General features: G+C 69.0%; 26 protein-coding genes and 3 tRNA genes. 21 read left to right on the top strand and 8 right to left on the bottom strand.

Annotated features, from left to right (window positions below):
* Positions 1-74: 74 nt before the first annotated feature.
* From uca to ACZ6WN_RS12435, 5 genes are all read left to right on the top strand, one after another.
* Positions 75-3,761: an urea carboxylase gene (gene uca, locus ACZ6WN_RS12455; protein ID WP_465864944.1), complete on the top strand. Its 3,687-nt coding sequence runs from the start codon at positions 75-77 to the stop codon at positions 3,759-3,761.
* Positions 3,758-5,455: an allophanate hydrolase gene (locus tag ACZ6WN_RS12450; RefSeq protein ID WP_465864943.1), complete on the top strand. Its 1,698-nt coding sequence runs from the start codon at positions 3,758-3,760 to the stop codon at positions 5,453-5,455. The genes uca and ACZ6WN_RS12450 overlap by 4 nt, the downstream gene beginning before the upstream one ends.
* 311 nt (positions 5,456-5,766) lie before the next feature.
* Positions 5,767-6,453: a TetR/AcrR family transcriptional regulator gene (locus ACZ6WN_RS12445; RefSeq protein ID WP_357339349.1), complete on the top strand. Its 687-nt coding sequence runs from the start codon at positions 5,767-5,769 to the stop codon at positions 6,451-6,453.
* Between the two features lie 153 nt (positions 6,454-6,606).
* On the top strand, positions 6,607-7,875 hold the full coding sequence (locus tag ACZ6WN_RS12440; RefSeq protein ID WP_465864942.1) for a hypothetical protein: 1,269 nt from the start codon (positions 6,607-6,609) through the stop codon (positions 7,873-7,875).
* Positions 7,876-7,990: 115 nt separating this feature from the next.
* Positions 7,991-9,382, top strand: a complete 1,392-nt coding sequence (locus tag ACZ6WN_RS12435) for a cytochrome P450 (protein WP_465864941.1) — start codon at positions 7,991-7,993, stop codon at positions 9,380-9,382.
* Between the two features lie 59 nt (positions 9,383-9,441).
* On the opposite strand, the gene ACZ6WN_RS12430 is transcribed toward ACZ6WN_RS12435, so the two are convergent.
* Entirely contained in the window at positions 9,442-10,392 is a 951-nt protein-coding gene (locus ACZ6WN_RS12430; RefSeq protein WP_465864940.1) for a helix-turn-helix transcriptional regulator, read from the bottom strand.
* Positions 10,393-10,519: 127 nt separating this feature from the next.
* On the opposite strand from ACZ6WN_RS12430, the gene ACZ6WN_RS12425 reads away from it, so the two are divergent.
* The 3 genes from ACZ6WN_RS12425 to ACZ6WN_RS12415 are packed head-to-tail and all read left to right on the top strand — an operon-like array spanning position 10,520 to position 12,061.
* On the top strand, positions 10,520-11,155 hold the full coding sequence (locus ACZ6WN_RS12425) for a histidine phosphatase family protein (protein ID WP_465864939.1): 636 nt from the start codon (positions 10,520-10,522) through the stop codon (positions 11,153-11,155).
* Positions 11,152-11,481, top strand: a complete 330-nt coding sequence (locus tag ACZ6WN_RS12420) for a YnfA family protein (RefSeq protein WP_160026218.1) — start codon at positions 11,152-11,154, stop codon at positions 11,479-11,481. Before ACZ6WN_RS12425 ends, ACZ6WN_RS12420 begins: the two co-directional genes overlap by 4 nt.
* A gap of 10 nt (positions 11,482-11,491) precedes the next feature.
* Positions 11,492-12,061, top strand: a complete 570-nt coding sequence (locus ACZ6WN_RS12415) for an NUDIX hydrolase (protein ID WP_465864938.1) — start codon at positions 11,492-11,494, stop codon at positions 12,059-12,061.
* 265 nt (positions 12,062-12,326) lie between these two features.
* Here ACZ6WN_RS12415 and ACZ6WN_RS12410 read toward each other — a convergent pair whose 3' ends face one another.
* The 4 genes from ACZ6WN_RS12410 to mobA all read right to left on the bottom strand — a co-directional run bounded on the left by ACZ6WN_RS12410 (position 12,327) and on the right by mobA (position 14,907).
* Complete coding sequence (locus ACZ6WN_RS12410; RefSeq protein WP_465864937.1) at positions 12,327-12,542, bottom strand: hypothetical protein; 216 nt, start codon at positions 12,540-12,542, stop codon at positions 12,327-12,329.
* Between the two features lie 198 nt (positions 12,543-12,740).
* A complete protein-coding gene (locus tag ACZ6WN_RS12405) occupies positions 12,741-13,331 on the bottom strand; it encodes a bacterial proteasome activator family protein (RefSeq protein ID WP_465864936.1) in 591 nt (196 codons plus the stop codon).
* 14 nt (positions 13,332-13,345) lie between these two features.
* Positions 13,346-14,320, bottom strand: coding sequence for an NAD(P)H-quinone oxidoreductase (locus tag ACZ6WN_RS12400; protein WP_465864935.1), 975 nt, complete (start codon positions 14,318-14,320; stop codon positions 13,346-13,348).
* A gap of 17 nt (positions 14,321-14,337) precedes the next feature.
* On the bottom strand, positions 14,338-14,907 hold the full coding sequence (gene mobA, locus ACZ6WN_RS12395; protein ID WP_465864934.1) for a molybdenum cofactor guanylyltransferase: 570 nt from the start codon (positions 14,905-14,907) through the stop codon (positions 14,338-14,340).
* 23 nt (positions 14,908-14,930) lie between these two features.
* On the opposite strand from mobA, the gene ACZ6WN_RS12390 reads away from it, so the two are divergent.
* From ACZ6WN_RS12390 to ACZ6WN_RS12375, 4 genes are all read left to right on the top strand, one after another.
* Entirely contained in the window at positions 14,931-15,731 is an 801-nt protein-coding gene (locus ACZ6WN_RS12390; protein WP_465864933.1) for a carbon-nitrogen hydrolase family protein, read from the top strand.
* Positions 15,732-15,900: 169 nt separating this feature from the next.
* Positions 15,901-17,526, top strand: coding sequence for a hypothetical protein (locus tag ACZ6WN_RS12385; protein WP_465864932.1), 1,626 nt, complete (start codon positions 15,901-15,903; stop codon positions 17,524-17,526).
* 48 nt (positions 17,527-17,574) lie between these two features.
* Positions 17,575-17,805, top strand: coding sequence for a biotin/lipoyl-binding carrier protein (locus tag ACZ6WN_RS12380; RefSeq protein WP_465864931.1), 231 nt, complete (start codon positions 17,575-17,577; stop codon positions 17,803-17,805).
* A gap of 42 nt (positions 17,806-17,847) precedes the next feature.
* Positions 17,848-17,935, top strand: a tRNA-Ser gene (locus ACZ6WN_RS12375).
* Positions 17,936-17,938: 3 nt separating this feature from the next.
* Here the strand turns inward: ACZ6WN_RS12375 and ACZ6WN_RS12370 are convergent.
* Positions 17,939-18,163, bottom strand: a complete 225-nt coding sequence (locus ACZ6WN_RS12370; RefSeq protein WP_465864930.1) for a hypothetical protein — start codon at positions 18,161-18,163, stop codon at positions 17,939-17,941.
* Between the two features lie 171 nt (positions 18,164-18,334).
* Here ACZ6WN_RS12370 and ACZ6WN_RS12365 point away from each other — a divergent pair, with 171 nt between their 5' ends.
* From ACZ6WN_RS12365 to ACZ6WN_RS12355, 3 genes are all read left to right on the top strand, one after another.
* A complete protein-coding gene (locus ACZ6WN_RS12365) occupies positions 18,335-18,829 on the top strand; it encodes a hypothetical protein (protein WP_465864929.1) in 495 nt (164 codons plus the stop codon).
* A gap of 43 nt (positions 18,830-18,872) precedes the next feature.
* A tRNA-Ser gene (locus ACZ6WN_RS12360) sits at positions 18,873-18,963 on the top strand.
* Between the two features lie 182 nt (positions 18,964-19,145).
* Entirely contained in the window at positions 19,146-19,292 is a 147-nt protein-coding gene (locus tag ACZ6WN_RS12355) for a hypothetical protein (protein ID WP_465864928.1), read from the top strand.
* A gap of 77 nt (positions 19,293-19,369) precedes the next feature.
* Here ACZ6WN_RS12355 and ACZ6WN_RS12350 read toward each other — a convergent pair whose 3' ends face one another.
* The gene (locus ACZ6WN_RS12350; protein WP_465864927.1) at positions 19,370-20,425 is read right to left on the bottom strand and encodes a LuxR family transcriptional regulator; all 1,056 of its coding nucleotides are present in this window, start codon (positions 20,423-20,425) and stop codon (positions 19,370-19,372) included.
* A 107-nt stretch (positions 20,426-20,532) separates the two neighbouring features.
* Between ACZ6WN_RS12350 and ACZ6WN_RS12345 the strand changes: the two genes are divergently transcribed.
* A tRNA-Arg gene (locus tag ACZ6WN_RS12345) sits at positions 20,533-20,605 on the top strand.
* Between the two features lie 110 nt (positions 20,606-20,715).
* Here ACZ6WN_RS12345 and ACZ6WN_RS12340 read toward each other — a convergent pair.
* Entirely contained in the window at positions 20,716-21,021 is a 306-nt protein-coding gene (locus ACZ6WN_RS12340) for a tyrosine-type recombinase/integrase (RefSeq protein WP_465864926.1), read from the bottom strand.
* Between the two features lie 63 nt (positions 21,022-21,084).
* Between ACZ6WN_RS12340 and ACZ6WN_RS12335 the strand changes: the two genes are divergently transcribed.
* The 5 genes from ACZ6WN_RS12335 (at position 21,085) to ACZ6WN_RS12315 (ending at position 24,809) form a co-directional block, all read left to right on the top strand.
* Positions 21,085-22,206 carry a hypothetical protein gene (locus ACZ6WN_RS12335; RefSeq protein ID WP_465864925.1) on the top strand — a complete coding sequence of 374 codons (1,122 nt, stop codon included), beginning with the start codon at positions 21,085-21,087 and terminating at the stop codon, positions 22,204-22,206.
* Positions 22,196-22,615 (top strand): hypothetical protein, encoded by a 420-nt coding sequence (locus ACZ6WN_RS12330; protein WP_465864924.1) that lies wholly within the window; start codon positions 22,196-22,198, stop codon positions 22,613-22,615. Before ACZ6WN_RS12335 ends, ACZ6WN_RS12330 begins: the two co-directional genes overlap by 11 nt.
* A 148-nt stretch (positions 22,616-22,763) precedes the next feature.
* A complete protein-coding gene (locus tag ACZ6WN_RS12325; RefSeq protein ID WP_465864923.1) occupies positions 22,764-23,150 on the top strand; it encodes a hypothetical protein in 387 nt (128 codons plus the stop codon).
* Between the two features lie 456 nt (positions 23,151-23,606).
* Positions 23,607-23,885: a DUF4265 domain-containing protein gene (locus ACZ6WN_RS12320; RefSeq protein ID WP_465864922.1), complete on the top strand. Its 279-nt coding sequence runs from the start codon at positions 23,607-23,609 to the stop codon at positions 23,883-23,885.
* 798 nt (positions 23,886-24,683) lie between these two features.
* The gene (locus tag ACZ6WN_RS12315) at positions 24,684-24,809 is read left to right on the top strand and encodes a hypothetical protein (RefSeq protein WP_465864921.1); all 126 of its coding nucleotides are present in this window, start codon (positions 24,684-24,686) and stop codon (positions 24,807-24,809) included.
* The last annotated feature ends 240 nt before the right edge of the window (positions 24,810-25,049 follow it).

Below are 25,049 nucleotides of genomic sequence, written 5' to 3'. Positions count from 1 at the left end.
GAGCGCAAGCGAGCGACATCAAGGGTCATGCCGCCGCGTCCGTACGATGGCGCTCGCGCCACGGAGGCGGCGGCATGACGGATGGTCCGTCCTTCGACACCGTCCTGGTCGCCAACCGAGGGGAGATCGCCCGCCGGGTGATGCGCAGCGCGCGCGAGCTCGGGATGCGTACGGTCGCGGTCTTCTCCGAGGCCGACCGGGCGGCACCTCACGTGCGGGAGGCCGACGAGGCCGTCTGTCTGGGCTCCGCGCCCGCACGGGACTCCTACCTCCGTGGCGATCTGATCATCGCAGCAGCCCTGCGCACCGGCGCGGGGCTGCTCCATCCCGGCTACGGGTTCCTGTCCGAGAGTGCCGCGTTCGCCCGCGAGGTGGAAGCAGCGGGGCTTCGGTTCGTCGGCCCGACGCCCGAGCAGATCAGTGCCTTCGGTGAGAAGCACTCGGCCCGCAGGCTCGCCGAGAACGCCGGGGTGCCGATGCTGGCCGGCACGGGGTTGCTCTCAGGGCCGGACGAGGCGGCCGAGGAGGCTGCCCGGATCGGGCTGCCGGTCATGGTCAAGGCGACCGGCGGCGGTGGCGGCATCGGGATGACCGCGTGCAGCTCGGAGTCCGACGTGAGGGTCGCCTTCGAGCGTGTCGCCCGGCTCGCCCAGACCAGCTTCGGGACCGCCGGGGTGTTCCTGGAGCGCCTGGTGCGGCCGGCCCGCCACGTCGAGGTGCAGATCTTCGGCGACGGCGAGGGCCAGGTCGCCGTGCTCGGCGACCGCGACTGCTCGCTGCAACGCCGCAACCAGAAGGTGATCGAGGAGGCGCCCGCGCCTTCCCTTCCCGAGCACGTACGCACCGTCCTGCACGACTCCGCGCGCCAGCTCGCCAAGTCGGTCTCCTACCGCTCGGCCGGGACCGTGGAGTTCGTCTACGACCCGGGCCGGGAGCAGATCTCCTTCCTGGAGATGAACACCCGTCTCCAGGTCGAGCACGCCGTCACCGAGCAGGTGATGGGCATCGACATCGTCGCGCTCATGCTGCGGCTCGCCCGCGACGGCGTCACCGCCCTGCCCGACGAGCTCTTCCGCAAGTGCCCCGCCCCCCAGGCGTACGCCGTCGAGGCACGGGTCTACGCCGAGGACCCGGCCAAGGACTCGATGCCGTCGTCCGGGCTGGTCACGCGGGCTCTCCTGCCGGAGCCGAGCGACACCGTCAGGGTGGACTCCTGGATCGAGACCGGGCTCGAGGTCTCGCCCCACTACGACCCGCTGCTCGCCAAGGTGATCGCCACCGGCGCGACCCGCGACGAGGCGCTGGACACGCTGGGTGAGGCGCTCGCGCAGACCCGGATCGACGGGATCGTCACCAACGTCTCGGCGCTGCGCGCGATGACGACGTACGCCGAGCTCCGCTCGGCCACCCACTCGACCACGACCCTGGCCGAACGTGCCAAGGCGGGCCCTGCCGGCGGGGGCGGCGACCCCGATCCGCGCATCGACGTGCTCGACCCGGGTGTGCTCACCACCGTCCAGGACCTTCCCGGCCGGGTGGGCTACTGGCAGGTCGGCGTCCCGCCTTCGGGTCCGTTCGACCCGGTCTCCTTCGCCGAGGCCAACCTGGCCGTCGGCAACCACCGAGGTGCCCCGGGTCTCGAGGTCACCGTGCCGCTGGCGACGGGCCGGGCCACCGCCGTGGGGCCGACGCTGGTCTTCTCCGATCCCGCCGTCGTCTGCGTGACCGGTGCCCCCATGCCGGTCAGCGTCGACGGCGTCCCTGCCCCGCAGTGGGAGCCGATCGAGCTCCCCGCGGGGGCGACGTTGACGCTGGGCCGCACCGACGGACCGGGGCTGCGGACCTACATCGCGGTCCGAGGTGGCCTGGACGTCCCCGAGTATCTGGGCAGTGCCTCGACGTTCACGCTCGGCGGGTTCGGCGGGCACGCCGGGCGTACGCTCCAGCGCGGTGACGTGCTCCGGCCCGGGACCGCGACCGACCCGCACGCGCAGCCGGCGGCGACGCCGCTCTCGCGACGGCCGGCCCTGACCAACAGCTGGGAGATCGGTGTCACCGAGGGCCCGCACGGTGCCCCGGAGTTCTTCACGCGCGCCGACCTGGACCAGCTCTACTCGGCGAGCTACCGGGTGCACCACAACTCGGCCCGCACCGGCGTACGCCTGATCGGCCCGAAGCCGACCTGGGCTCGGGCCGACGGTGGCGAGGCCGGGCTGCATCCCTCGAACATCCACGACACCCCCTACACGGTGGGATCGCTCGACTTCACCGGCGACACCCCGATCATCCTGGGCCCCGACGGGCCGTCGCTGGGTGGCTTCGTCTGCCCGGCGGTGGTCGCCAGCGGCGAGCTGTGGAAGATCGGGCAGCTGCGTCCGGGGGACGCCGTGCGGTTCGTGCCGGTGCGGGAGGGCAAGGCCGCCGGCCTGGTCAACCACCGCTCCTCCTTCACGGTGGAGTCGACAGGTGGCGACGGTGACGACGGGGTGCTGGGCCGGCTGCCGGAGACGCCGGCGCGGCCGGAGGTCACCTACCGGCGCAGCGGCGACAACTCCGTGCTCGTGGAGTACGGGCCGATGACGCTCGACCTGGGACTCCGGATGCGGGTGCACGCGCTGCAGTCGGCCCTGGCCGAGCACGCGCCCGCCGGGATCATCGACGTCACGCCGGGCATCCGGTCGCTGCAGGTGCACACCGACTCCTCGGTGCTTCGCGCCGGCCAGGTCGCGGGGCTCCTGCGTGAGCTGGAGGAGGATCTCCCCGCCACCTCGGAGCTGACCGTGCCCTCACGGCGGGTGCGGCTGCCGTTGTCCTGGGACGACCCGGCGACCCGGGAGGCGATCGAGCGCTACACCGCAGGCGTACGCGACGATGCGCCGTGGGCGCCGTGGAACATCGAGTTCATCCGCCGGATCAACGGGCTCGCCTCGGTCGAGGAGGTCCATCGGACCGTCTTCGACGCGTCGTACCTGGTGCTCGGGCTGGGGGACGTCTATCTGGGGGCGCCGGTCGCGACGCCGCTGGACCCGCGGCACCGGCTGGTGACGACGAAGTACAACCCGGCGCGCACCTGGACGGCGGAGAACTCCGTCGGGATCGGTGGGGCGTACATGTGCATCTACGGCATGGAGGGGCCCGGCGGCTATCAGCTGGTCGGGCGGACCACTCAGGTGTTCAACCGCTTCCGGCGCTCCACGTCGGCCGGTGGGCTCTTCCACGACGACCCGTGGGCGCTGCGGTTCTTCGACCGGATCGAGTGGTATCCCGTCTCGGCCGACGAGCTCCTGGAGCTGCGGGCGGAGGTCGACGCCGGCCGCGGCGAGTTCGAGACCGAGGAGGGCGCCTTCTCGATCAAGGAGTACGACCGCTTCCTGAGCGCCAACGCGGACTCGATCGCAGCCTTCCGGGACCAGCAGTCCACCGCCTTCGAGGAGGAGCGCGAGCGTTGGAAGGCGGCGGGGGAGTTCGACATCTGCGATCGCATCGACGCGCGCGGTGAACCCTCGGAGGTCGAGGTGCCGGAGGGGTGTGTGCAGGTGACCGCGCCGTTCACCTCGACCGTCTGGAAGGTGGTCACGAGCCGCGGGTCGAGGCTGGCCCAGGACGCGCCGCTGATGGTCGTCGAGGCCATGAAGATGGAGGCGAGCGTCCCCAATCCGGTCGCCGGCGAGGTGGTCGAGGTCTACGTGAAGCCGGGCGAGCAGATCGTCCCGGGGCAGGTCATCGCCGCGGTGCGGCCGGTCGACGGGGCGTCGTCTTGATCCACGCGCTTCCCGGTGGTGCGCTCGCCCGCGCCACCGAGGCCCTCGACCGGATCGAGGCATCGGACCGGCCGGAGATCTGGATCTCGCTGCGTAGGCGTGCCGACCTGCTCGACGAGGCGGCCGCGATCGACGCGAAGGTCGCCGCCGGCGAGGTCCTGCCGCTGGCCGGGCGCCTGCTGGCGGTCAAGGACAACATCGACGTACGCGGCCTGCCGACGACCGCCGGAGCGCCCTCGTTCGCCTACACGCCCTCCGCCGACGCCACCGCTGTCGCCCGGCTGCGTGCGGCCGGGGCGCTGGTCGTGGGAAAGACCAACCTGGACCAGTTCGCGACCGGCCTGGTCGGCACCCGCAGCCCGTACGGCGCGGTCCGCAACGCCTGGGACCCGGACCGGATCTCCGGCGGATCCTCCGCGGGCTCGGCGGTCGCGGTCGCCCTCGGTCTGGTCGACCTCGCGCTGGGGACCGACACCGCGGGCTCCGGGCGGGTGCCGGCGGCGCTCAACGGCATCGTCGGGGTCAAGCCGTCGCGCGGCCTGGTGCCGGTCACCGGCGTCGTGCCGGCCTGCTACACGCTCGACTGCGTCACCGTCTTCGCCCGGGATCTGGCGACTGCGCGGGCGGCCACGGAGCTGATGGCCGGCCCTGAAGCCTCGGACCCGCTGTCGCGTACGTTGCCGGCGGACGCCGGGCCGCCGCCGGTCCCGAGGGTGGCGGTGCCGACCGGCGAGCAGCTCGACGGGCTCGCTCCGGGGTGGGCCGCCGCCTTCCGGGCCGTGGTCGCGCGGCTGGCCGCCGCCGGGGCTGAGATCGTCGAGGCCGACATCTCGCCGCTGCTCGAGGCCGCCCGGCTGCTCTACGACGGTGCCTTCGTCGCTGAGAGGTACGCCGCGGTGGGCTCCCACCTCGAAGCCAACCGGGACCTCATCGGGACCGAGCTGGACCCGACGGTCGCGGCGATCGTGCTCGCGGGGGCGTCGGCCAGCGCGGCCGACTGGGCGCGCGACACCGCTCTTCTCGCGCGCCTGGGGGCGGAGGGACGAGCGGCCCTCGCGGGGTGCGCGGCGTTGCTGACGCCGACGACGACGTGGCATCCGACGCTGGCCGAGGTGGCCGCGGACCCGGTCGGCGCGAATGCGCGCCTGGGGCGCTACACGAACTTCGCGAACCTGCTCGACATGGCCTCGCTCGCGGTCCCGGCCGGCCAGGTCGGCGGGCTGCCCTTCGGGGTGATGCTGACCGGGGCGGCCGGCAGCGACCGCACCCTGGCCGCGCTCGGCCACACGCTGGTCAGCCCCTGTGTCGATCTCTTCGTGGTCGGCGCGCACCTGGCGGGGCAGCCGCTCAACCACCAGTTGGTCGAGGCCGGCGCGACGCTGCTGCGCCCGGTGTCGACCTCGGCCGACTACCGGCTGTTCGCGCTGGAGACGGTGCCGCCCAAGCCCGGACTCGTCCGGGTCGGCGGCGCCGGGACCGGGGTGCGGATCGAGGGCGAGCTGTGGCGCGTCCCGGCCGCGGGCTTCGGGACATTCGTGAGTGGCGTACCTGCTCCGATGGTCATCGGGAAGGTCACGCTGGAGGACGGCTCCACGGTCTCGGGATTTCTCGTCGAGCCTTGTGCCGTCGAAGGGGCCGTCGATATCTCGGTGCACGGAGGTTGGCGCCGTTACCGATCTGAGCAGGGCCTTTAACGTTCAGCGTGGATATCGGTTATGGGACCGGGGTCATTCCTGTAGGTGGCACAGGCCTCTGTTCAGGGGCCGTACCTCCCGTCACACTGGGCAGAATTCCGCCTGCATTATCGCCCCGGGAGGATGCTGTGGCACGTCTATCGGTTCCTCGTGCCATACACTTTGTCGACAGGGAATTCAACCCTCCTGTGGGACTTTCGACTCTGTTCTTTAGGGGAAGAAGACTCTTTCGAATCTTCCCCGAAACTCGGGAGGCCGCTTAGATGGCGTACATGACAACTAGGCGTTCTCGGCCCGGCCGCCCCAGGCATGTGCCCGATTCGGGTACCGCCTCACCACGTGACCAGATCCTCGATGCTGCTGCGCGACTCTTCGTCTCCCAGGGCTTCGCGGCGACGTCCACCCGCGAGATCGCCGACCAGGTCGGCATCCGTCAGGCCTCCCTCTACTACCACTTCGCAGGCAAGGACGAGATCCTTGTCGAGCTGCTCCGTAAGTCGGTTCGCCCGACCACGGACAAGGTCGACAAGATCCGAAACCAGGTGCCGCCGCTCGATTATGAGACCGCTCTTTATCTCCTGGTTCTCGTCGACGTGCGCACGCTTGCCGATGTGCCGCATAACGTCGGCATGCTCTACATGCTGCCGGATGTGACCAATGGCGAGGTCTACGACGAGTTCCGTAAGGAACACGACGAGCTGGCTGCCGCGTACGCCGATCTCGCCAGCAAGGTGGCCTCGGAGAAGGTGCTGGAGGGCGTCAGCCTGAAGCAGCTGGGCAACATGCTCATCCAGCAGGTCGAAGGCGTCATCAACATGCGCACCGAGATGCTGACCGAAGGCGAGGTCCGCAGGATCTCGTGCCCGGAGGCATGGGCGATCGCCTCCTCGTGCCTGCGGATCTGCGGAGTCGGCCAGGACAAGATCCAAGCCGCGAACGCGGTCGCCGTCGACATGCTCGACGACTTCCTCGAGGACAGGGTTCGCGAGCTCGCCTGACAAGGCAGGCTGACAAGACGGTAACTGGTGGGTAGGGCTTGCGCGTGTGAGTTGCCCCGTTGAGGCTTGACCGACAAACTTTCCGAGCCCGTTGCCCGCTTCCCCACCGCGAGGACCCCCACACGTGTGCATTGACCCTTCCGGAGGCCACTGATGGCCCGGAAGCAGACAGCCATCCTCTCCGTCACCCGCGGGGTCACGACGCTCAACGGTCTGGTGGTGGACCGTCCGTGGGGGGAGGATCCGCACCAGGCCGGTATCCGTGCCGTGCGGGAACAGCTCGCCGGCCCCAGCCGCAAGCCTGTCCAGGTCGTCGCGACCGACGACGAGGCTCGCGTCCGGATGGTCGTCCATCCGGACGGACACGTCACCGACGTCGAGACCCTCGAGGTCTTCGGGAGCTACGGCTCGCCCGATGACGTTCCCGGCGCGGCCTGGCTTCCCGCCGGCACCGGGCCCGTGGTCATCCAAGGCGTCGTCGAGACGGCCCCGGAGCCCGAGCCGGAGCCTGAGCCGGAGCCGTACGTGCCGCCGGTCCTCGCCGTTCCGGCGCCTGTTGTCGAGCCACCTGAGCCTGCGCCTGCGCCGCCGCCCGAGCCGGAACCCGAGCCCGAGCCGGAACCCGAGCCGGAACCCGAGCCGGAACCCGAGCCTGAGGCAGCGCCGGAACCTGTGCCGCCACCGGCACCGCCTCCAGCGCCAGCGCCTGCGCCGGTTCCCGAGCCGGAACCGGAGACCGAGCTGGACGAGACTCCCGAACCAGAGCCCGAACCTGAGCGTGGGCCTCCCGCCAGGCGGGCCGTCGCCGGGCCGTTGGTGCCGCTGCACCACTTGGAGTCGGGCCCCTACCGGCGGTCGCGGATGACGCGTCGCGGCTGGGTGGTGCTGGTCGTCCTCGCCGTCCTCCTGCTGATCCTGATCTACGAGGTCGTACGCGGCGTCGTGGTCGGTTCCGACGCGGACCCTGCCGGCAAGAACGAGCCGCAGAGCCAGCAGTCGGCGCCGAGCGCGGGGGCCAGCGACGAGGTCACCGAGTCGCCGTCACCGAGCGCGTCGGCGTCCTCGGCGCCGGTCGACCCGACGCCCACTCCGACGCCCAAGCCGACACCCAAGCCGACCAAGAAGCCGGCGCCCGAGCCGGCCCGGACACTGTCGGTGAAGGCGATCGCGATGACCGAGGCCATCGGGCTGCGGATCGACGCCAGCAGGCTGCCGGTGACGGCCACGATCGCGATGGATCCGTGGGGCGCTCCCGAGCGGTTCACGCGTACGGTCACGATCACCGAGCCCAACCAGCTCGTCGTGGTCAAGCCGGTCGCCTCCGGGCACGCGAAGTGGAGCGTCCGGGTCGATGGCGCCGCGAAGGTCACCGGCTACACGCACTCGTGGCCCGAGGGCGATCGCGAGTTCGTCAAGCGCTGATTCTCGGGCCGAGGCGGTTCGATACAGGACTGAATTGCTACCACGGTCGGATGTGTGGGACTCCCGTCCGGCGTACGCTGCACGGGAACGTGTTCCTGCGCCTCGGAGGTCTCGCATGCCGCTCAAGATCACGCCGCCCGCCGGCACCCGCACGATTCCCGGGCGCACGCTGGGCCGGGCGCTGGGCACGGTGGAGCACACCGCCAAGCAGGGCGTGCGCTGGGCGCTGGGGCACGGGCTGCCGCGTACGGCCATCGTCCGGTCCGCCCGGAAGGGCGATCTTCAGGGCGACCTGATCCTGAGCGGGCCCGGGTCGCACACCTTCGACCTGGTCGACCTGTTCGAGGAGTTCCGTGCGCGCGGGCCGCTGTACCAGGGCGGATTCAGCCACCTCGCTGTCGACCACGAGGTCATCAAGGAGGTGCTGACCAGCAACGACTTCATCACCGGGTTCTTCGCGCCCGACGAGTCGGGCACCGGTCTGCTGGCGCGCGCGGCGAACTGGTCGGCGAGCGACGTCTTCGCCCCGCTCCAGCCGCCGTCGCTGCTGGCGACCGAGCCGCCGGAGCACACCCGCTACCGCAAGCTGGTCACTCGTGTCTTCACGGTGCGTGCGGTCGAGAAGCTGCGTGCTCGCACCGAGGAGATCGCCCGAGAGCTGCTCGACGACCTGGAGAAGGAAGCCTCCTCGGGTGCCGACGTCGACCTCGTCACCCGCTACTGCGGGCTGCTGCCGATCACGGTCATCTCCGAGGTGCTCGGTGTCCCCGTCGACCTGCGCGAACGCATGCTCGAGCTCGGCAAGGGGGCGGCACTGAGCCTCGACATCGGGCTCGACTGGCGCACCTTCCGGGACATGGAGGCCTCTCTGGAGGAGTTCGACACCTGGCTCCGCGGCCACCTGGAGTATCTCGCCGAGCACCCCGGTGACGACCTGCTCAGCCAGCTCGTCGCCCTCCGCGACGACGGTGACCGGCTCAGCGAACGGGAGCTGCGGGCCATCGCCGGGCTGGTCTTCGCGGCGGGCTTCGAGACCACCGTGAACCTGATCGGCAACGGCATCGCGCTGCTCCACGACAACCCCGCTCAGCTCGAGATCCTCGAGGCGCAGCCCGACCTGTGGTCGAACGCCTCCGACGAGATCCTGAGGCTCGATCCGCCGGTGCTGCTCACCGGCCGGGTCGCCCGGCGCGACTCCACCATCGCCGGCCAGGCGATCCCGCGCGGCACGATCATCAACACCGTCCTGGCCGCCGCCAACCGCGACCCCGCCGTCTTCACGGACCCGCACAGCTTCGACGTCACCCGGGAGAACGCCCGCGACCACCTCTCCTTCTCCAGCGGCCGCCACTTCTGCCTCGGCGCCGCCCTGGCCCGGATGGAGGGCGAGATCGGCCTCCGGCTCCTCTTCGAGCGCTTCCCGGACCTGAAGCTCCGCGACGGCCGCGAGCGCCACCCCACCCGCATCCTCCGCGGCTACTCGCACCTGCCGGCAAAGCTCTCCTGAACCTCCGCCGGTCGAGCCGCTCGGTCGCAGGCGGTCTCCCGGCTCGACCAACGGGCGAGTCAGCGCTCGGCGGCGTCGAGGAGTCGCCGACCGAGGACGGCTAGGCAGCGGCGTACCTCATCGCCTTCTACGACGCGGAAGGGGACGGCGCGGCGGGCGAGCTCCTGGGCGTACCAGTCCGGGCTGTTGGTGCTACCGACGAGACGGCAGTGGTCGTCGTCGATGGGCTCGAGGCGGCCCAGGACGCGCGGGAGGTAGCGGTCGACCTGCTCGAACGGGGCGTCGAAGACGACCTCGACCGCGTAGGCCCAGCCCTCGCCGAGGTGTTCCTCGACCTCGGTGACCGGGTCGATCTCGGGACGTACGAAGCTGGTCTCCTCGATGTCGACGGCGCCCATCCGGTCGACCCGGAGCACCCGGCGCGCGTCGGCGGTGTGCGACCAGCAGAGCAGGTACCAGCGGGCGTGGCGCACGACCACCGCCCACGGGTCGACGACCATCTTGCGCTCGTTGCCGTTCTCGGTCGTGTAGGTGAGGGTGGTGCGCCGCCGGGAGTCGCAGGCCTGGACCAGGCTGGTGGTGATGTCCGGGTCGGGGGAGACGGCGCTCTGGTCGGGGACGGCCGAGATCGTACGCCGCACCGCGGCCACCGTCTGGGACAGCGACTCGGGCAGCACCCGGCCGATCTTGCCGACCGCGCTCCCGACCGGGCCGGTGGCGTCGGCGATGTCGTGGTGGCCGTCGAGCAGGGCCATCACCAGGCCGAGCGCCTCCGCGGTGGTGAAGATGAGCGGCGTACGCATCCCTCGGCCGAGCCGGTAGCCGCCGTAGGGACCGCGCTCGGACTCGACGGGGATCCCCGCCTCCCGCAGGATCGCGACATAGCGCCGGGCGGCTCGCTCGGTGACCCGCAACCTCTCGCCCAGCCGCTCGGCGGTGATGCCGGGGGAGGACTGCAGCAGCTCGAGGGTGAGCAGGGCCCGAGCGGTCGGGCTCTCGTCATGTCCCATCGTGGCGGCTCCCGGAAGTAGTTCGTCCGGATTCAGCGTAGTCGGTGACGCCTCGGCCGACGTGAGCGACTTCTCGGCCGTCGTAAGTGACTTCTCGGCGGGGGTGGTCCCGTACCCTTACCGGCATATGAGACTCCTGCTGATCAGACACGGCCAGACCCCGAGCAACGTCTCGGGGGCGCTCGACACCGCCTTCCCGGGGGCGGGCCTGACCGAGCTCGGACTGGCCCAGGCCGCGGCGGTGCCGGATGCCCTGGTCGGGGAGCGGATCGCGGGGCTGTACGCCTCCCGGCTGGTGCGTACGCAGCTGACCGCCGAGCCGCTTGCCAACCGGCTCGGGATACCGGTCGTCGTGCAGGAGGGGTTCGAGGAGATCAACGCCGGCCACCTGGAGATGGCCACTGACACGGAGTCGGTGACGGCGTATCTCGAGGCGCTGGGCGACTGGATCCGCGGCACGCTCGAGACCCCGGTCCCGGGCGGCGAGGCCGGCCACGAGTTCCTGGCGCGCTACGACGCCGCGGTTCAGTCCGTGGTCAAGCAGCACGACCCCGATGACACCGTCGCGATCGTCTCGCACGGTGCGGCGATCCGGATGTGGACCGGGCTGCGCACCACGCGGTCGCCCGCCTTCGGCGACGACAACCGGATCCGCAACACCGGCCTCGCGGTCGTCGAGGGCAGCCTGGAGGAGGGCTGGACGACGATCTCCTGGAACAACGACCCGCTGGGCGGTGCGCACCTGATCGGCGAGGGCTTTTGATCCTCCGATCGCTCCTGCTCTTCGTGCTGGCCGCGATCGCCGAGATCGGTGGCGCCTGGTTGGTCTGGCAGGGACTGCGGGAGCATCGCGGCTGGCTCTGGGTGGGTGCCGGATTCATCGCGCTCGGTCTCTACGGTGTCGTCGCCACGCTCCAGCCCGACGCCCACTTCGGGCGGATCCTGGCTGCGTACGGCGGTGTCTTCGTCGTCGGCTCGATCGCCTGGGGGATGGCGATGGACGGCTACCGGCCCGACCGCTGGGACATCGCCGGCGCGGCGCTGTGCCTGGCCGGGATGGGCGTGATCATGTACGCGCCGCGTGGGTGAGGATGGCGCCATGGCCTCACCGGAAGACTCACCACGCACCTTCGTCCCGGTTCCGCCGGCAGAGCGGCCACGCCGCAGCCGGAGCACGGTCCGTGTGCTCCTGATCGACGACCGCGACCGGATCCTGCTCTTCGCCGACTCCGACCCGGGCATCCCCGGAGCACGCTGGTGGATCACTCCCGGCGGCGGCATCGATCCGGGCGAGAGCGAGCGGGTCGCCGCGGTGCGCGAGCTCGAGGAGGAGACCGGTCTCCGGGTCACCGAGGCCGACCTGCTCGGGCCGACGATGCGGCGGTCCGTGGTGCACGGCTACAGCGACGTGGTCATCGACCAGGACGACGTCTTCTACGCCTGCTGGGTGCCCGCCTTCGAGGTCTCCACCGCCGGCCACACCGAGGAGGAGCAGCTCACCATGGCCGAGCACCGCTGGTGGGCGCGGGCGGAGCTCGCGGCGACCGACGAGGACATCTGGCCGGCGGTGCTCCTCGACCTGTGGAAGGACGCCGACGTACGCCGCGACGCGCCCGCCTCCGCTCCTGCCGACGGCGGTCGGGTGGAGGAGTCCTCGGTCCCGGCCTGACGTCCGTGCTCCGGAAATGCCGCAGCCGACCATCCCCCTCGATGGTCGGCTGCGGTCTTGCGAGATCTGTCCATCTCCCTCGGTGAGACGAGATCTCTCGCACGTGTCGGCCGCCCGAGCGTGAATCCCCCGATCCGCTCGTGCGGCGACACTCAGTCCGTGGTGCGGCCCCCCGACCGCGCCCTGGTCCTCCCCCTCAGCAGGCCCAGAGCGTCCACCCACAGCATCAGGCTGTGTACGACGGACCGAAGATGTAGGCGCATGGTCAGCGCACGGCGCCGAGCGCGACGATGCCGGTGGCTGCCAGGGCGGCGACACCGAACATGGTGGTGCCGACGGCAGGCGGCATCCCGCCACGGTGCTTGTGCTCGGACGGGTCGGTCTTGCGGAGGCTGCGAACGGCGTCGAGGACGTTGTTGCGGATCGACTCGACGGCGCTCAGGTCACTGCGGTGACGTGCGGTGATCGTGGTGGTGGCCATGGCGTTTCCTCTTCTCGGCGGACGGCGCTGGCCGTCCGTTGTCCGGCGGCCTTCACGGGAGAGAAACGTGGTCGCGACCAGGTCATGACGCAGGTTTTCCCCACTTTGGGGCCACAGAAGATCCACAGTCCAGAAACACCAGCCGAAGTCGGGCCGGATCGGCGTCGGTGACGTCGTCCTTGCCGGTGGGCCGCTGTCCTAGAGGTAGAGCCCGCCGGAGGAGTCGCCGTGGTCGTGCTGACCCGGCTGCTGCGGGGCGCCCTGACCGGGGCCGTTGTGGCCCTCGGGGGAGAGGCTGACGCCCGGCGGCAGACCCTTGCGGATCTGCTCGAACTGGGCGCGGGCGGCGACCTGCTGGGCGTAGATGGCGGTCTGGATGCCGTGGAAGAGGCCCTCGAGCCAGCCGACCAGCTGCGCCTGCGCGATCCGCAGCTCACCCTCGGACGGGGTCTGCTGCTCGGCGAAGGGCAGCGAGAGGCGCTCCAGCTCCTCGACCAGCTCGGGTGCGAGCCCGGACTCGAGCTCCTTTATCGAGGCCTGGTGGATCTCACGCAGACGGTTGCGGGAGGCCTCGTCGAGCGGGGCGGCCTTCACCTCCTCGAGCAGCTGGCGGATCATCGATCCGATCCGCATCACCTTCGCGGGCTGCTCCACGAGGTCGGTCACGTCGCGCTCTTCGGCCTCGTCGGTCTCCCGCGCGGTGGCGTCCTTGAGTACGTCGGCGGGCACCGCGATCGGCTGACCGTCGGGCCCGATGACCACGACTTCCCCGGTCTGCTCCTGAGTCATGCGCCCAACCCTACCTAGGGTGCGGTGGTCAGCAGGATCTTGCCGGTGTGCGTGCCGGACTCCATGAGCCGGTGTGCCTCGGCGGCCTCCGCCAGCGGAAGTACGTCCTGCACGACCGCCTTCACCTCGCCGGCCTCGACCATCGGCCAGATGCGCTCGACGACCTCGGCGCAGATCGTCGCCTTCTGCTCGACCGGGCGGCCGCGGAGGTTGGTGGCGATCACCGCGGCCCGCTTACGGAGCAGCGCGTTGATGTCGAGCTCGGCCTTGGTGCCGCCCTGCATGCCGATGATGACGAGACGGCCCTCGGGGTTGAGGGCATCGATGTTGCGGGCGAGGTATTTCGCGCCCATGTTGTCGAGGATGACGTCGGCGCCGCCGTAGACCTTGGCGACCTCGACGAAGTCCTGGTCCTTGTAGTTGATGGCCACCTCGGCGCCGAGCGACTTCGCGAGCTCGGCCTTCTCGGCCGAGCCGACCGTGGTGAGCACCCGGGCGCCGATCTGGCTGGCGAGCTGGATCGCCATCGTGCCGATCCCGCCGGCGCCGCCGTGGACCAGGAACGTCTCGTCGGGGGTCAGGCCACCGACCATGAACACGTTCGACCAGACCGTCGTGGTGACCTCGGGGAGCGCAGCGGCGGTGACCAGGTCGACCCCCTCGGGCACCGGCATCACCTGCCCGGCCGGCACGGCGACCTTCGTGGCGTACCCGCCACCGGCCAGGAGCGCGCACACCTCGTCGCCCACCTTCCACTCCTCGACGCCCTCGCCGACCGCGGAGACCACGCCGCTGCACTCCATCCCGATGATGTCGCTGGCGCCCTTCGGGGGCGGGTAGAAGCCCTGGCGCTGCAGCAGGTCGGCCCGGTTGAGCCCCGCGGCGGCGACGTCGATCACGACCTCGCCAGGTCCCGGCTCCGGGTCGGGGAGCTCGGTGACGGTGAGGACCTCGGGCCCTCCGGGCTGCTCGGCTACGACTGCTCGCATGCCCCCACCCTAGGAGCCTAGAGCGACTTCAGGTCCGTCCAGGTGTCGATGTCGCGGTGCTCGTCCCCCTCCGAGGGGACCTCGACGAGATCGAGGTCGGCCAGCAGCTTGCGCAACGGCATCCCGTGCTGCCCCTCGTGGTCGGGACGGACCTCGGCGAGCCGTGCGGCGGAGAGGACCAGGGCCAGCTGCCGGCGCTCGTCGGGACCGACGAGCACGGCGCCGTCGCGACCGAACGCCGCCTCCCGGAGCCGGGAGAGCGTCCGCGGACGGAGGAACGGCATGTCGACGGCGATCACCCCGACGTACGCCCGCGGGGTCAGCAGCGCGTCCACGCCGGTCAGCAGCGCGGCGACGGGGCCCCCGAAGCGGGGATCCTCGCGGACGAAGGTCACCGGACGCTCGGTGTGCACCGGGTCGCCCACCACGACGACCTCCATCGCGTCGACGACGGCGTCGAGCGCCCAGGCCAGCATCGTGCGGCCGCCGAGCTCGATCCCGGACTTGTCGATCCCGTCGAGGCGGGAGCTGCGTCCTCCGGCGAGCAGCACGGCTGCGTACGGCTCCCATTCGTCCCAAGCAGTCACAGGGCAGACCCTAGTCTGGAGCCGTGACCACCTGGAACAGCCTCCGGATCAGCCTCGTGCAGCACGCCTCGGGCCTCGAGCCCGACGCCAACCGGGAGCTCCTGGCCGAGCTGACCCCGAGCGACAGCGACCTGGTCGTCTTCCCCGAGGTCTTCGCCCGCGACTTCGGCAAGCCCGGCTCCGACCTCGGCCCGTACGCCGAGAGCGAGGACGGGCCGTTCGGGACCGAGCTGTCCCGGGTGGCCGGGGAGCGTGGGGCCACGGTGGTGGCCGGGATGCTCGAGACCAGCGGCGATCCCCACGGCCGGCCGTTCAACACCCTGCTCGTGCGGGGTGGGGCGGAGGCGGCGTACCGGAAGATCCATCTCTACGACTCCTTCGGCTACAAGGAGTCGGATGCGCTGGTCGCGGGGGAGATCGAGCCGGTGGTGGTCGACATCCCTTCGACAAGCTCAGGACATCGCGACGGGGTGCCGACCGGGCTGATGACCTGCTACGACCTGCGCTTCCCCGAGCTCGCCCGGCGGCTGGTCGACGAGGGTGCCGAGCTGATCGTGCTGCCGGCGGCCTGGGTGGCCGGTCCGCGCAAGGTCGACCACTGGCGCACCCTCGTGCGCGCCCGCGCGATCGAGAACACCGTCTTCATCGCGGCGGCCGCCCAGTCGGCCCCTCGCTACTGCGGTCACTCGATGATCGTCGACCCTCTCGGCGACGTGCTGGCGGAGGCCGGCGACGGCGACGAGATCGTCTCCGCGACGATCGATCGAGCCGTGCTCGAGGAGGCGCGTCGCATCAACCCTTCCCTGGTCAACCGCAGAATGTGACCCTCGTCAACAACTCCCCGTCACAGCGGTAAACGGATATCGATGACTCGTTAGGTTCACCCCTTCCCCGGTATCCTCGCCTGTTATGGACCGAGCCCCCCGCCGTCGCGCTGACAAGAGCAAGCGTGGCCGTCGTGCAGCCGGTCGCAGCGAGCCCACACCCGCTTACGTGGAGCCGACCTCGAGCGAGTCGCTGGCGTATGACCAGTGGGCGGAGGACGACTGGGCCGGCTATCAGGACACCGGCCAGACCTACGCCGGGCAGGGCAACGGCCAGGGCTGGAGCGAGAGCGGCTGGGCCGACGAGACGTGGTACGACGAGCGTCAGCCGCCTCAGGAGCCCCCCTCCACGGGTGGCGGTCGCCGGATCGCCGGGCGCGCCGAGCCGGAGCAGCTCGACGAGCCGAACGGCTACACGGGCAAGCGCGCCGCGCGTCAGGCACCGGAGGAGACGCCCTACGACAGCTACCCGGCGCCGGAGTTCCGGGTCCAGCCCGAGCCGGCCCTGAGTGGGCCGACAGCGCCGCCGCCGAGCGCCTGGCAGGCGCCGGCGTACTCCACACCGGTGCCCTACCTCGGGACCACCGGTCTGGCGCAGGCGCCGCAGACGCCGTCCCACCTCCAGCAGCCCGGCTACCAGTCCGACCCCTACCAGTCCGGCTATCTCGAGCCGGTCCACGACCCCGTCGGGCCCTACGACACCGAGCCGTCCGGGCGGCCGAACACCGCCGCCAAGGTGACCTCGTTCCTCGCTCAGCCGCGAGTCCCCGGAGCGGGCGCCGCCCGCGCGGGCCTCGGCCTCATCGAGAGCCTGACCGCCGGCACCATCCGGGTGATCTGGCTGGTCGCGCTCGCCGTCGGCGTGCTCGGCCTCGCGGTCAGTGCCTTCGACCTGGGCCCGGAGATCTTCGGCGGCCTCGGCGCCGTCGTGGTCGGCACGGCCTTCACCTTCGCGCTGGCTCACCGCACCGGTGGCCGACCGCTGATCTTCGGCTCCCTGGCAGGGGTGGCCGGGCTCGTCGTGGTGCTCGTGGACAACGAGGCGCTGCGTACGGGTGCGGCGGTCCTGGTCGCATCGGTGGCGGCGGTCCTCGCGGTGATGGCCACCGTCCCCTCGCGTCGTTTCCCGAAGACGATCCGGGAGACGTTCATCGCGGTCGGCATCGCCGCGCTCGGAAGCTTCGCCGCGCTCGGCTTCGAGCCGGTGGTGATGGTCTCCCGGTTCGAGTACGCCACGCTGGCCTGCTCGCTCGCGATCGCCTTCTTCGCGGTCTACCGCCTCGGCGCCGGCCTGCACGGCCTCGGCCGGCGCGGTGCGATCGTCGTCGGCATCGGCGGCCTGATGCTGGCCCTCACCCTCATCTACGCCGAGATGCTGCGCCGCTACGGCAGCACCGGCCTGATGGACTCGGTCGATGACATGCAGCGCTGGTGCCGTATCCACCTCGGTGGCTACCCGCACCCGATCCAGGCGCTCTTCGGGGTCCCGGCGCTGGTCTGGGGCACCCACATGCGCTCCCGCCGCCGCCAGGGCTGGTGGGTCTGCCTCTTCGGCGTGGCGCTCACCGCGCCGGTCGCGAGCACGTTCCTCAATCCCGATGTCGGGCTCGCCGAGGCCGCGCTCTCGGCTGTCTACAGCATCCTCATCGGCCTGGTGATCGCGTTCGTCATCATCCGGATCGACCTCGCGCTCACCGGCTCGCCGGCCGCCGGCAGCGGGCGCAGGGCGGCGCGTGAGGCCGACGAGGCCAGCGCCGTCCGCCCCGAGCCCGGCCGCACCCACGCGCTGCTCTGAGGCCCTCTCCGCTAGGGCTACCACGGGGTAACCCATAGGTTCTGGGGTATGAGCCGCAGAACCCCCACGACGATCGCTGCCGAGATGGTCGCGAACGTCATGAGCATCGGAGTGCAGCCCGGGGACACGGTGGCCGTCGGGGACACCGTCATGCTCCTGGAGTCGATGAAGATGGAGATCCCCGTCCTCGCCGAGACCCCGGGCACCGTGGTGGCGGTCAAGGTCGCCTCCGGAGACGTGGTCCAGGAGGGTGACGTTCTCGTCGAGTTGAGCGCCTGACGCTCAGGCGCACTAGACTCGCCCACGCGCCCTCGGGCGCATGGAGGGATGCCGGAGTGGCCGATCGGAACCGCCTTGAAAGCGGTCGTAGGGAGACCTACCGCGGGTTCGAATCCCGCTCCCTCTGCCAGAGCTAGACCTCTTGCAGGTGCCGATCCACGTCGATCATCATCCGCCGCAGCTCGAGGAGGAGATCCTCGAGGTCGGTGCGGTCGAGCACGTCGTCGGCGAGGACGGCGAGCCGGCTCAGCAGCGTGCCGCGGTCGCGGAGCGCGCTGACATCGGTGAGGGCATGCCACTCCTGTCCGGTATCGAGGACCAGCAACGCGTCACGTACGCCTGCGAGGCGCTGGCGCACCGACCACCGCCACAGACCTACGTTGGCCCCAGGACGGGGAGCGGCGATTGCGGTATCCAGGGCCCGAAGAGCATCCGACATATTGGGAAGCACACCTGTCATGAGCAGATTGTGACCTAGGTCACGTAAAGGAGCAAGCCGATGCGGCCTCCGGCCCTCGTGTCGGCCACAATGGAGAGCGTGTCATCTGCTGAGCTCACCTACTACCGCCTCGCTCCCACCGTGCAGGCCCGCCTCCTCGGCGCCGCCGTGGTCGGCCTGGCGCTCCTGGTCTTCGCCGGCACCGCCGTCGTGATCGCGGCGCGGATCGACTTCGCGTGGCTCTTCATCCCACTCGTCGTCGGCGTCGCCGCCGTGGTCGGGTTCGGCTGGTGGCTTCGCAACAAGGCGTACGTCCTGCGCGCCAGCGCCCAGGGCTACCGGATCGCGTTCGTCCGCGGTGCCGGCGTGCGCGAGGCCCGCTGGGTCGACATCCAGGAGGCGGTGACGACCATGCCCCACGGCACGCCGTGCCTGGAGCTGCGGCTCAAGAAGGGCGGCGCCACCACGATCCCGGTGACCATCCTCAGCATCGACCGTGAGCAGTTCGTACGCGAGCTGCAGGTCTATCTGAAGGCCACCATCAAGCCCCTCGACCCGGCTTCGGGAGCAACCGAAGGGCCCTGATTGGTCCCTGGAGCGTTGGTCTTGTAGCCTGTTCGCGCAGTATGGAGGCGTCGCCTAGTCCGGTCTATGGCGCTCGACTGCTAATCGAGTTTGGGGCTTAAACCCCATCGAGGGTTCAAATCCCTCCGCCTCCGCTGGTTTCTATGAGTTTGGCCCCCTTCAAGAGGGGGCCAAACTGCTTTCTGACCTGCAGTTTTAAGCATTGCAGAAGTCCGTACGACGGAACTTGGGTTACCCGAAACGTCTCGACCTGCACAATAATCATTCCGTAGGCCTCTCGGCACAGCACCGGCCTCGAGACCAGGAAGGAACGAACATGAAGTTCGCACGCGTTGCCGCTCTTGCGTTGGCCGCTGCGGCCACCATCGCGGTCAGCATGTTTGGTGCCACGGCATCTGCACAGGCTGACACCACGTGGCCCATCAAGCCCGTCAAGATTGCTAGCGACACTACCTGGCCGTGAGGCTGGTAGCGCACTGAGACAAGACGATTCTGGCAGTGGCTAGAAGCGCTCGTTCCGGGTGAGGATCGGTCTCGACCTCACCCGGAAATCTCTCCGTCGATCTCGGCGCCGGCTCTTCCGATCTCGTAGCCGAGCTGGAACCGCGTGTCCGCGTCGTACTCTTCCTTGAGATCCGCGACGTATCCCGCGTAGGTCCGCGGGCTGACGCCCAGCCGCTTCGACGCTGCCGGGTCGGAGTGGCCTTCGATGAGCATGCGCAGGGTCATCGTGCGCTGCTCGCCGGCGATGTCCTTGAGGGTCGTCGAGTCTGCCGACGAGAACGGTCGCCCGCGTTCCCAAGCCCGCTCGAAGACGTCGACCAGGTAGTTGACGATGGCGGGCTCGCGGATCGCTACCGCGGCCCCGAGGCCCTCGGGGCCGGGGATGATCGCAACGTTCCTGTCGAAGATCATCGTCCGGTTGAAGAACTCGTCCAGGGTGCGCACCTCTGCTCCTGCCGCGGTGACGGCTGCGACGTACTCCCGAGTTCCACTGTTTCTTCGGGCGGAGTGCTGATAGAGCGTGCGGAGCTTGACCCCTCGTTGGATGAGCTGGGTGTCCTTCTTGATGGCGTTCGCGAGGATGGTGCCGGTGTCCCGGCCTTCCTGTGGCTGAGCCGTGAGCGCCTCGAACTCACACTCCGCGACCAAGGAATCGATATAGCGCTGGATCGCAGGCCCGTGCATGTAGGCGAACGGGCCCAGTTCGTCCCTCGGTGCAGACCGGCGCCACGCGCTGCGTAGCGCGGCGAAGTCGTTCGCCCACTCCGCCGACTCCTGCAGAAGGCGGATGCCTTCTTGGGTCATAGGGGTCACGACCTGCGCCTGGACGGTGGCTGGGTCAACCGTGATCCACGTCGTGGGGTCCTCGACGGGCCGTCGTACGAGCCCGAGATCGACCAGCGCCGTCAGCGCCTCTGCGTACTCGCCGCCGTCTGCGATTCTCGGGTCGGACGAGGGTAGCGGCCCCTTCTCTGCGATGAGCTCGAACAGCTCGATGCCCTTGGCCTCGAGCAGTGCGCGCGTCCTGGGTTCGTGTCCTTCATCATTCACGTTCTTCTCCTCGCCGGACGGCGTGGGTTGACGCTTGCTCACGCTCCACCTCCCCGATGCTGTGGCTGGCGCAAGATCCTCTCACACGTGGCGATTTCTGGTCACCGACCATCTTCCGCTAATGTTCTACACGTTGCTTCGGTAACACTGCGCCTGTAGCTCAACGGATAGAGCATCTGACTACGGATCAGAAGGTTTGGGGTTCGAATCCCTACAGGCGCGCAGCACCTGGAAACCGCCCTTGACCAGCCGAGACGCTGGGACAGGGCGGTTCTTCTTTCCCCATCGTGGGCAACCGCTCCCCGTCGCTCTCCCCCGCCACGCCATCGCTATCACCGCGCCGAATAGGCGGTCAGAGCAGCTGCCGTCAGAGTCAGAGCGTCATCGTGGGGACGGGCATAGCCGTTGGTCACCCGAAGGTCCGTGTGGCCCAAGATGTCACGGACAACATGCGGGGGCACGTTCGCGCTCAGGAAGTTGGTTGCCGCAGTCGCTCGCAGATCGTGAATGCGGAAGTCGGCGAAGCCCAGCCCGGCAACGAGCTTCTTCCAGTCGGTCCGCTTCTTCAACAGCGGGGCCTGGTCCCGTCCGGGCGGGCGGGCGTCGGAATCGACGTGCCGACCACCTGCCATCATCATTTTTGAGTATGGGACCGACTATCGCGCAGCCCGGAGCAAACAAGGCCGGAATCATCCTGTGCCGTGTCGGATGCAGACGAGTTCGCGTACTTCAGTTTGCGAGGTAAGCGTTTCAATCGGCCCGGGATGCCACTTGCGGCGTTCTCCGAGCTCGTCGCGTTTCAAGACCTCGTCATTGACGTCGCCCGCCGCCTATGGCTCGCAGATCATCCGCAGCGTCGTCGACTTCCGAAGGGTTTCGTCGACAGCCTCGACCTGAGGGTGCGTGAGGTACATGAAGGCAGTGCGGCCCCCGTCATTGAGCGACATCCTGCGGATCATCCCGCTCTGAACTTCGATGTGGATGAGTACTTCGCCCTCAGTCGAGACATCATCACCGGCGCTGTCGCAAGCGTTTCAGCCTCGGGAAGGCTATCCAGCGACTTTCCGCCGGCCTCCCTGCCGAAGCTCCGAGGTCTTGGCCGCACGCTAGGCGACTCCGAAGAGCTAGGGATTGGTCATCCACTGGATTCGATGCGCCGCGCGAATCTCACTAGGAGTGTGAGAGAGACCCTGCGAGAGTTGGACGAGGAGTCAGCCTCGACAGCGTTCGTTCGACTTGTGGGCCTGATCGTGGAACTCGACATGGACGCCTCGACCTTCAACCTCCGAACCGGGGACGGACTTCGCGTGGTCTGTCCGTTCGACATAGGCCAGGCTCAAGACGTCCACCCGCTAATGGCGCTTGCGACCGATGAAGATGCACTCGTGGCCGTCGAGGGACCGGCTCTGGTCGACGGCAACGGTGCCGTGCAACGATTCACTCAACCGGTGGTCGTTGAAAGTGTGCCTGTGAACGTGATGGTGGCAGTCCTACAGCAGTTGACCTCCCTTCTGCACAACCAGGGGAGCGACCCGAGCGCGCCCGCTGAACCCAACCCTGAAGCGGTGAACGTTCTACGGGAAGACGTGATCATGGATCTCGCTCGTCTCTACCCGGACGTGGCCTTCGCGGACCTTCCTGATGGGACCTTGCGCGTTGAGTTCATACGCGGGAATCGCGAGCACGTAGTCGAGCTCGAGCTCGACGGCAGCATGTACCTCTACATGTACGACCCAACTTCGGGTGCCGATGAGGAGCAAAAGGTCGATACCTACGACCTTGGGGTGCTTCGAAACTTCTTGCGAGGTTCAGATGACTTCTGACGTGCCACACCTGGAGGATGACGAACTGCTGCACCGACAGGTCGTGCCCAAGTGGCGGTACCCCGACGGGAGACCCCAGAGCGTGAACTTCAGGCCGCAGACGAAGGATGGTGGCCTACTGTCGACACGAATCGCCAGCAGGATGAGTGCCGAAGAGGCGTACCAGAGTCATGTCGACGCTGGCTGGCAATCAGCCGGGACCTGGAGTTTCACGGGCGCTGAAGCGGGCGGTCTTCCTGTCCTCGACGACGGCGACCTCGAGGACAATCCGGAACATCACGCATCCGTCGACTTCCGTGACCTCACGAGGCGAGAGGCCGAGCGGGCGGCGGCCAAGATCAGAGACGCCGCACTGTCGCGCGGTGCTACCTACCAGCCTCCGGATGAGGACTGCGAACAATCGGCCTAGCGTCTCGAGCCGCACAGGCGACTGCATTGTCATCCGTCAACAGACATGCGACATATCTCCGACAACTGATCTGCGACAACTGATCTGCGACACCTAGGCGGATAGCCGGGCCCCAAGTGTCCGAGAAGGCCGCTACGCTCTGTGGGCCGTGAGCTACGACATCCTCGCCTTCGACCCGAAGGCCGTGACAGACGCAGACTTCCTCACGTGGTGGGACGATCAGGCCGAGTGGGCAGAAGACCATTCTTATGAGGATCCAGCCGTCACGACGCCGGAGCTCAGGGCGTTCTACAACGACATGAGACAGGTCTTTCCGTCACTGGGACCTGATGCGCCGACAGATGGCGACCTCGATGACAACCCTGACCTCGCAGTCGGCCGCGCTGAGTACACCTTTGGCACCTCGCTGGTTTACGCGTGTTTCCGGTGGGGCGCAGCGTCGGAGGCACGCACGACCTTCATGACTTTGGCCGCCAAGCACGGTGTCGCCGTCGCTCTCGTGAGCGACGACTGTTCGATTCACCGACCAGCCTGACCCAACCAGCCTTCTGCGGTCTGCCCAGACTCGGGCAGCCGACCACGACCGATGTCGCAGATCAGTTGACGGACGCGTGTCGCACATCTATCGACGGAGCACAACAGGCGACTGCATTCGGCGTGAGAACTTTCTCTACTGACTCAAGGCGCGCTCCGCGCGCAGGGCCCGCCGCCGGCGGGCCTGGGACCCCCGCGCTCCCGGGCATGCGGCCTGGCGGCCGGTCCCTCCCGCGCACCCCCGTCCCGACGGCACCGGGCCCAAACGAGAAGAGCGCCCAGTCCGTAGACCAAGCGCTCACTCTCCAACCGTCGACCAGACCGACCCGACCCGCTAGCCGTCCGGGGCCCGTATCACTCGGCGTAGCGACGACGTTCTGCCGTCGACCACAGAGTTGCTAACGCGTCGGTTGATCAGGAGATCCATCCAACGGGCAACCTCTGTGCCGATGGTGTAATGGCATCCACTTCTCTGATGGTCCTGCCTATGAAACGCGGTATTGCCTTGACCGGGCACCTTTACGTAAAGCTCGTCCAAGACGACGACGGGTACCCCCCATACACGGCGGAGGAGCTCGATGCGACCTTGGTGGACGGCAATCTCTGGGCCATAGATCGTGCCCCAGCCTGGGCGCATGGGATCTCCAGAGGCGACGTCGTGAAGGTGCATCGGGACCACGACAGTTCGCTGTGGATCACTGAGGTCGTCCAGCCAAGTTCGAACTGGTGCGCTTGAGTGGTGCCGCGCGGCGAGGTTCGTGACTCGAGCGTCGTCGACCGATTCAAGCAGCTCGGGGCGGACGTCTGGCCAACTCGGTTCGGGTTGGTTGTCGTGGATGTTTCCGGCGACGTGCCGCCGAGGCCGATCATGGAAGCGCTTCAAGATGGAGAAGAGAACGGGAGTTGGTACTTCGACTTGGGAGTTGGCCCCAACTCTTCGTGAACCGCCAACTCGACGACCGAGCACGCATCGCGACGTACGTATCCCGTTCCTCCCGGCGATCACCGTCACGTCGGCGCCAGGCACGGCAGGAGGCTGGCGACGAGGGGGAGGTGGGCGCTGCTGCCGACGGGGACACTCCCCGCGACACTTCTAAGCTCGAGGATGTTGGGCAGCGTGGGGGCAAGCCCCCAGACCCCCGCAGATGGGGCCACTCTCGGGAAGACGTAGCGCTTACCCCTGCCACCTGCCGCCCCAGCGTGCTTGAGAGCTAGAACCAAGATGACGACCAGGATCGGCCAAAGGGTTGGATTCTCCCCGCCAGGCTCCCCGCCAAACCATCCGAAATCGTCGGCCGAGACCCGATTTCTCGGGTGTTTCGGGCCAGCCATTCCGCTCAACGGTGCGGAAATGGTGTGGTGCGAGTCCCTACGGATCAGAAGGTTTGGGGTTCGAATCCCTACAGGCGCGCAGAACATGGGTAAGTGAGAGGTTAGCCCCTGACCAGGCATTACGCCGTGGTGAGGGGCTTTCTTCATGTTCACGGTGTGCCCCGAGTGCAAGGCGCTTGCCAACGCTTCTGCTAACAGAGTCATGGTTTCAGCGGCCTTCTTCGGTGTCGTCGCCGTGGTCTTCGGCGCTCTTGTCGTCCTCGTCGACCAGGTCGGCGAAGCGGTCCGCAACCTCGGCAGCCTTCCTGCCCGGAGCCCGTCGCCCTAGAGCCACTTCGAGCACGCGGCAGCCACGATCTTGATGAACGCATCGCGGCCTGGCGCGAGCCTCCGAACCTGCTGGACGCAGATGTCAGGATCGACACGAGCGAGACAGCGCCCGAAGATGCAGCGCGCCGATCGATCACGCCGCCGCCGGCTTCGTGAGAACTGTCTCTGACTCAAGGCGGTCTTCGGCCGCGTGCGCGGCCTCCGGGGCGTGCGGCCTGGCGGCCGGTCCCCTCGTGCC

This window comes from Nocardioides sp. NPDC054178, from assembly GCF_055585005.1.
Note: the sequence above shows the minus strand (reverse complement) of the source record. Positions and strands in the feature narration are given on the sequence as shown.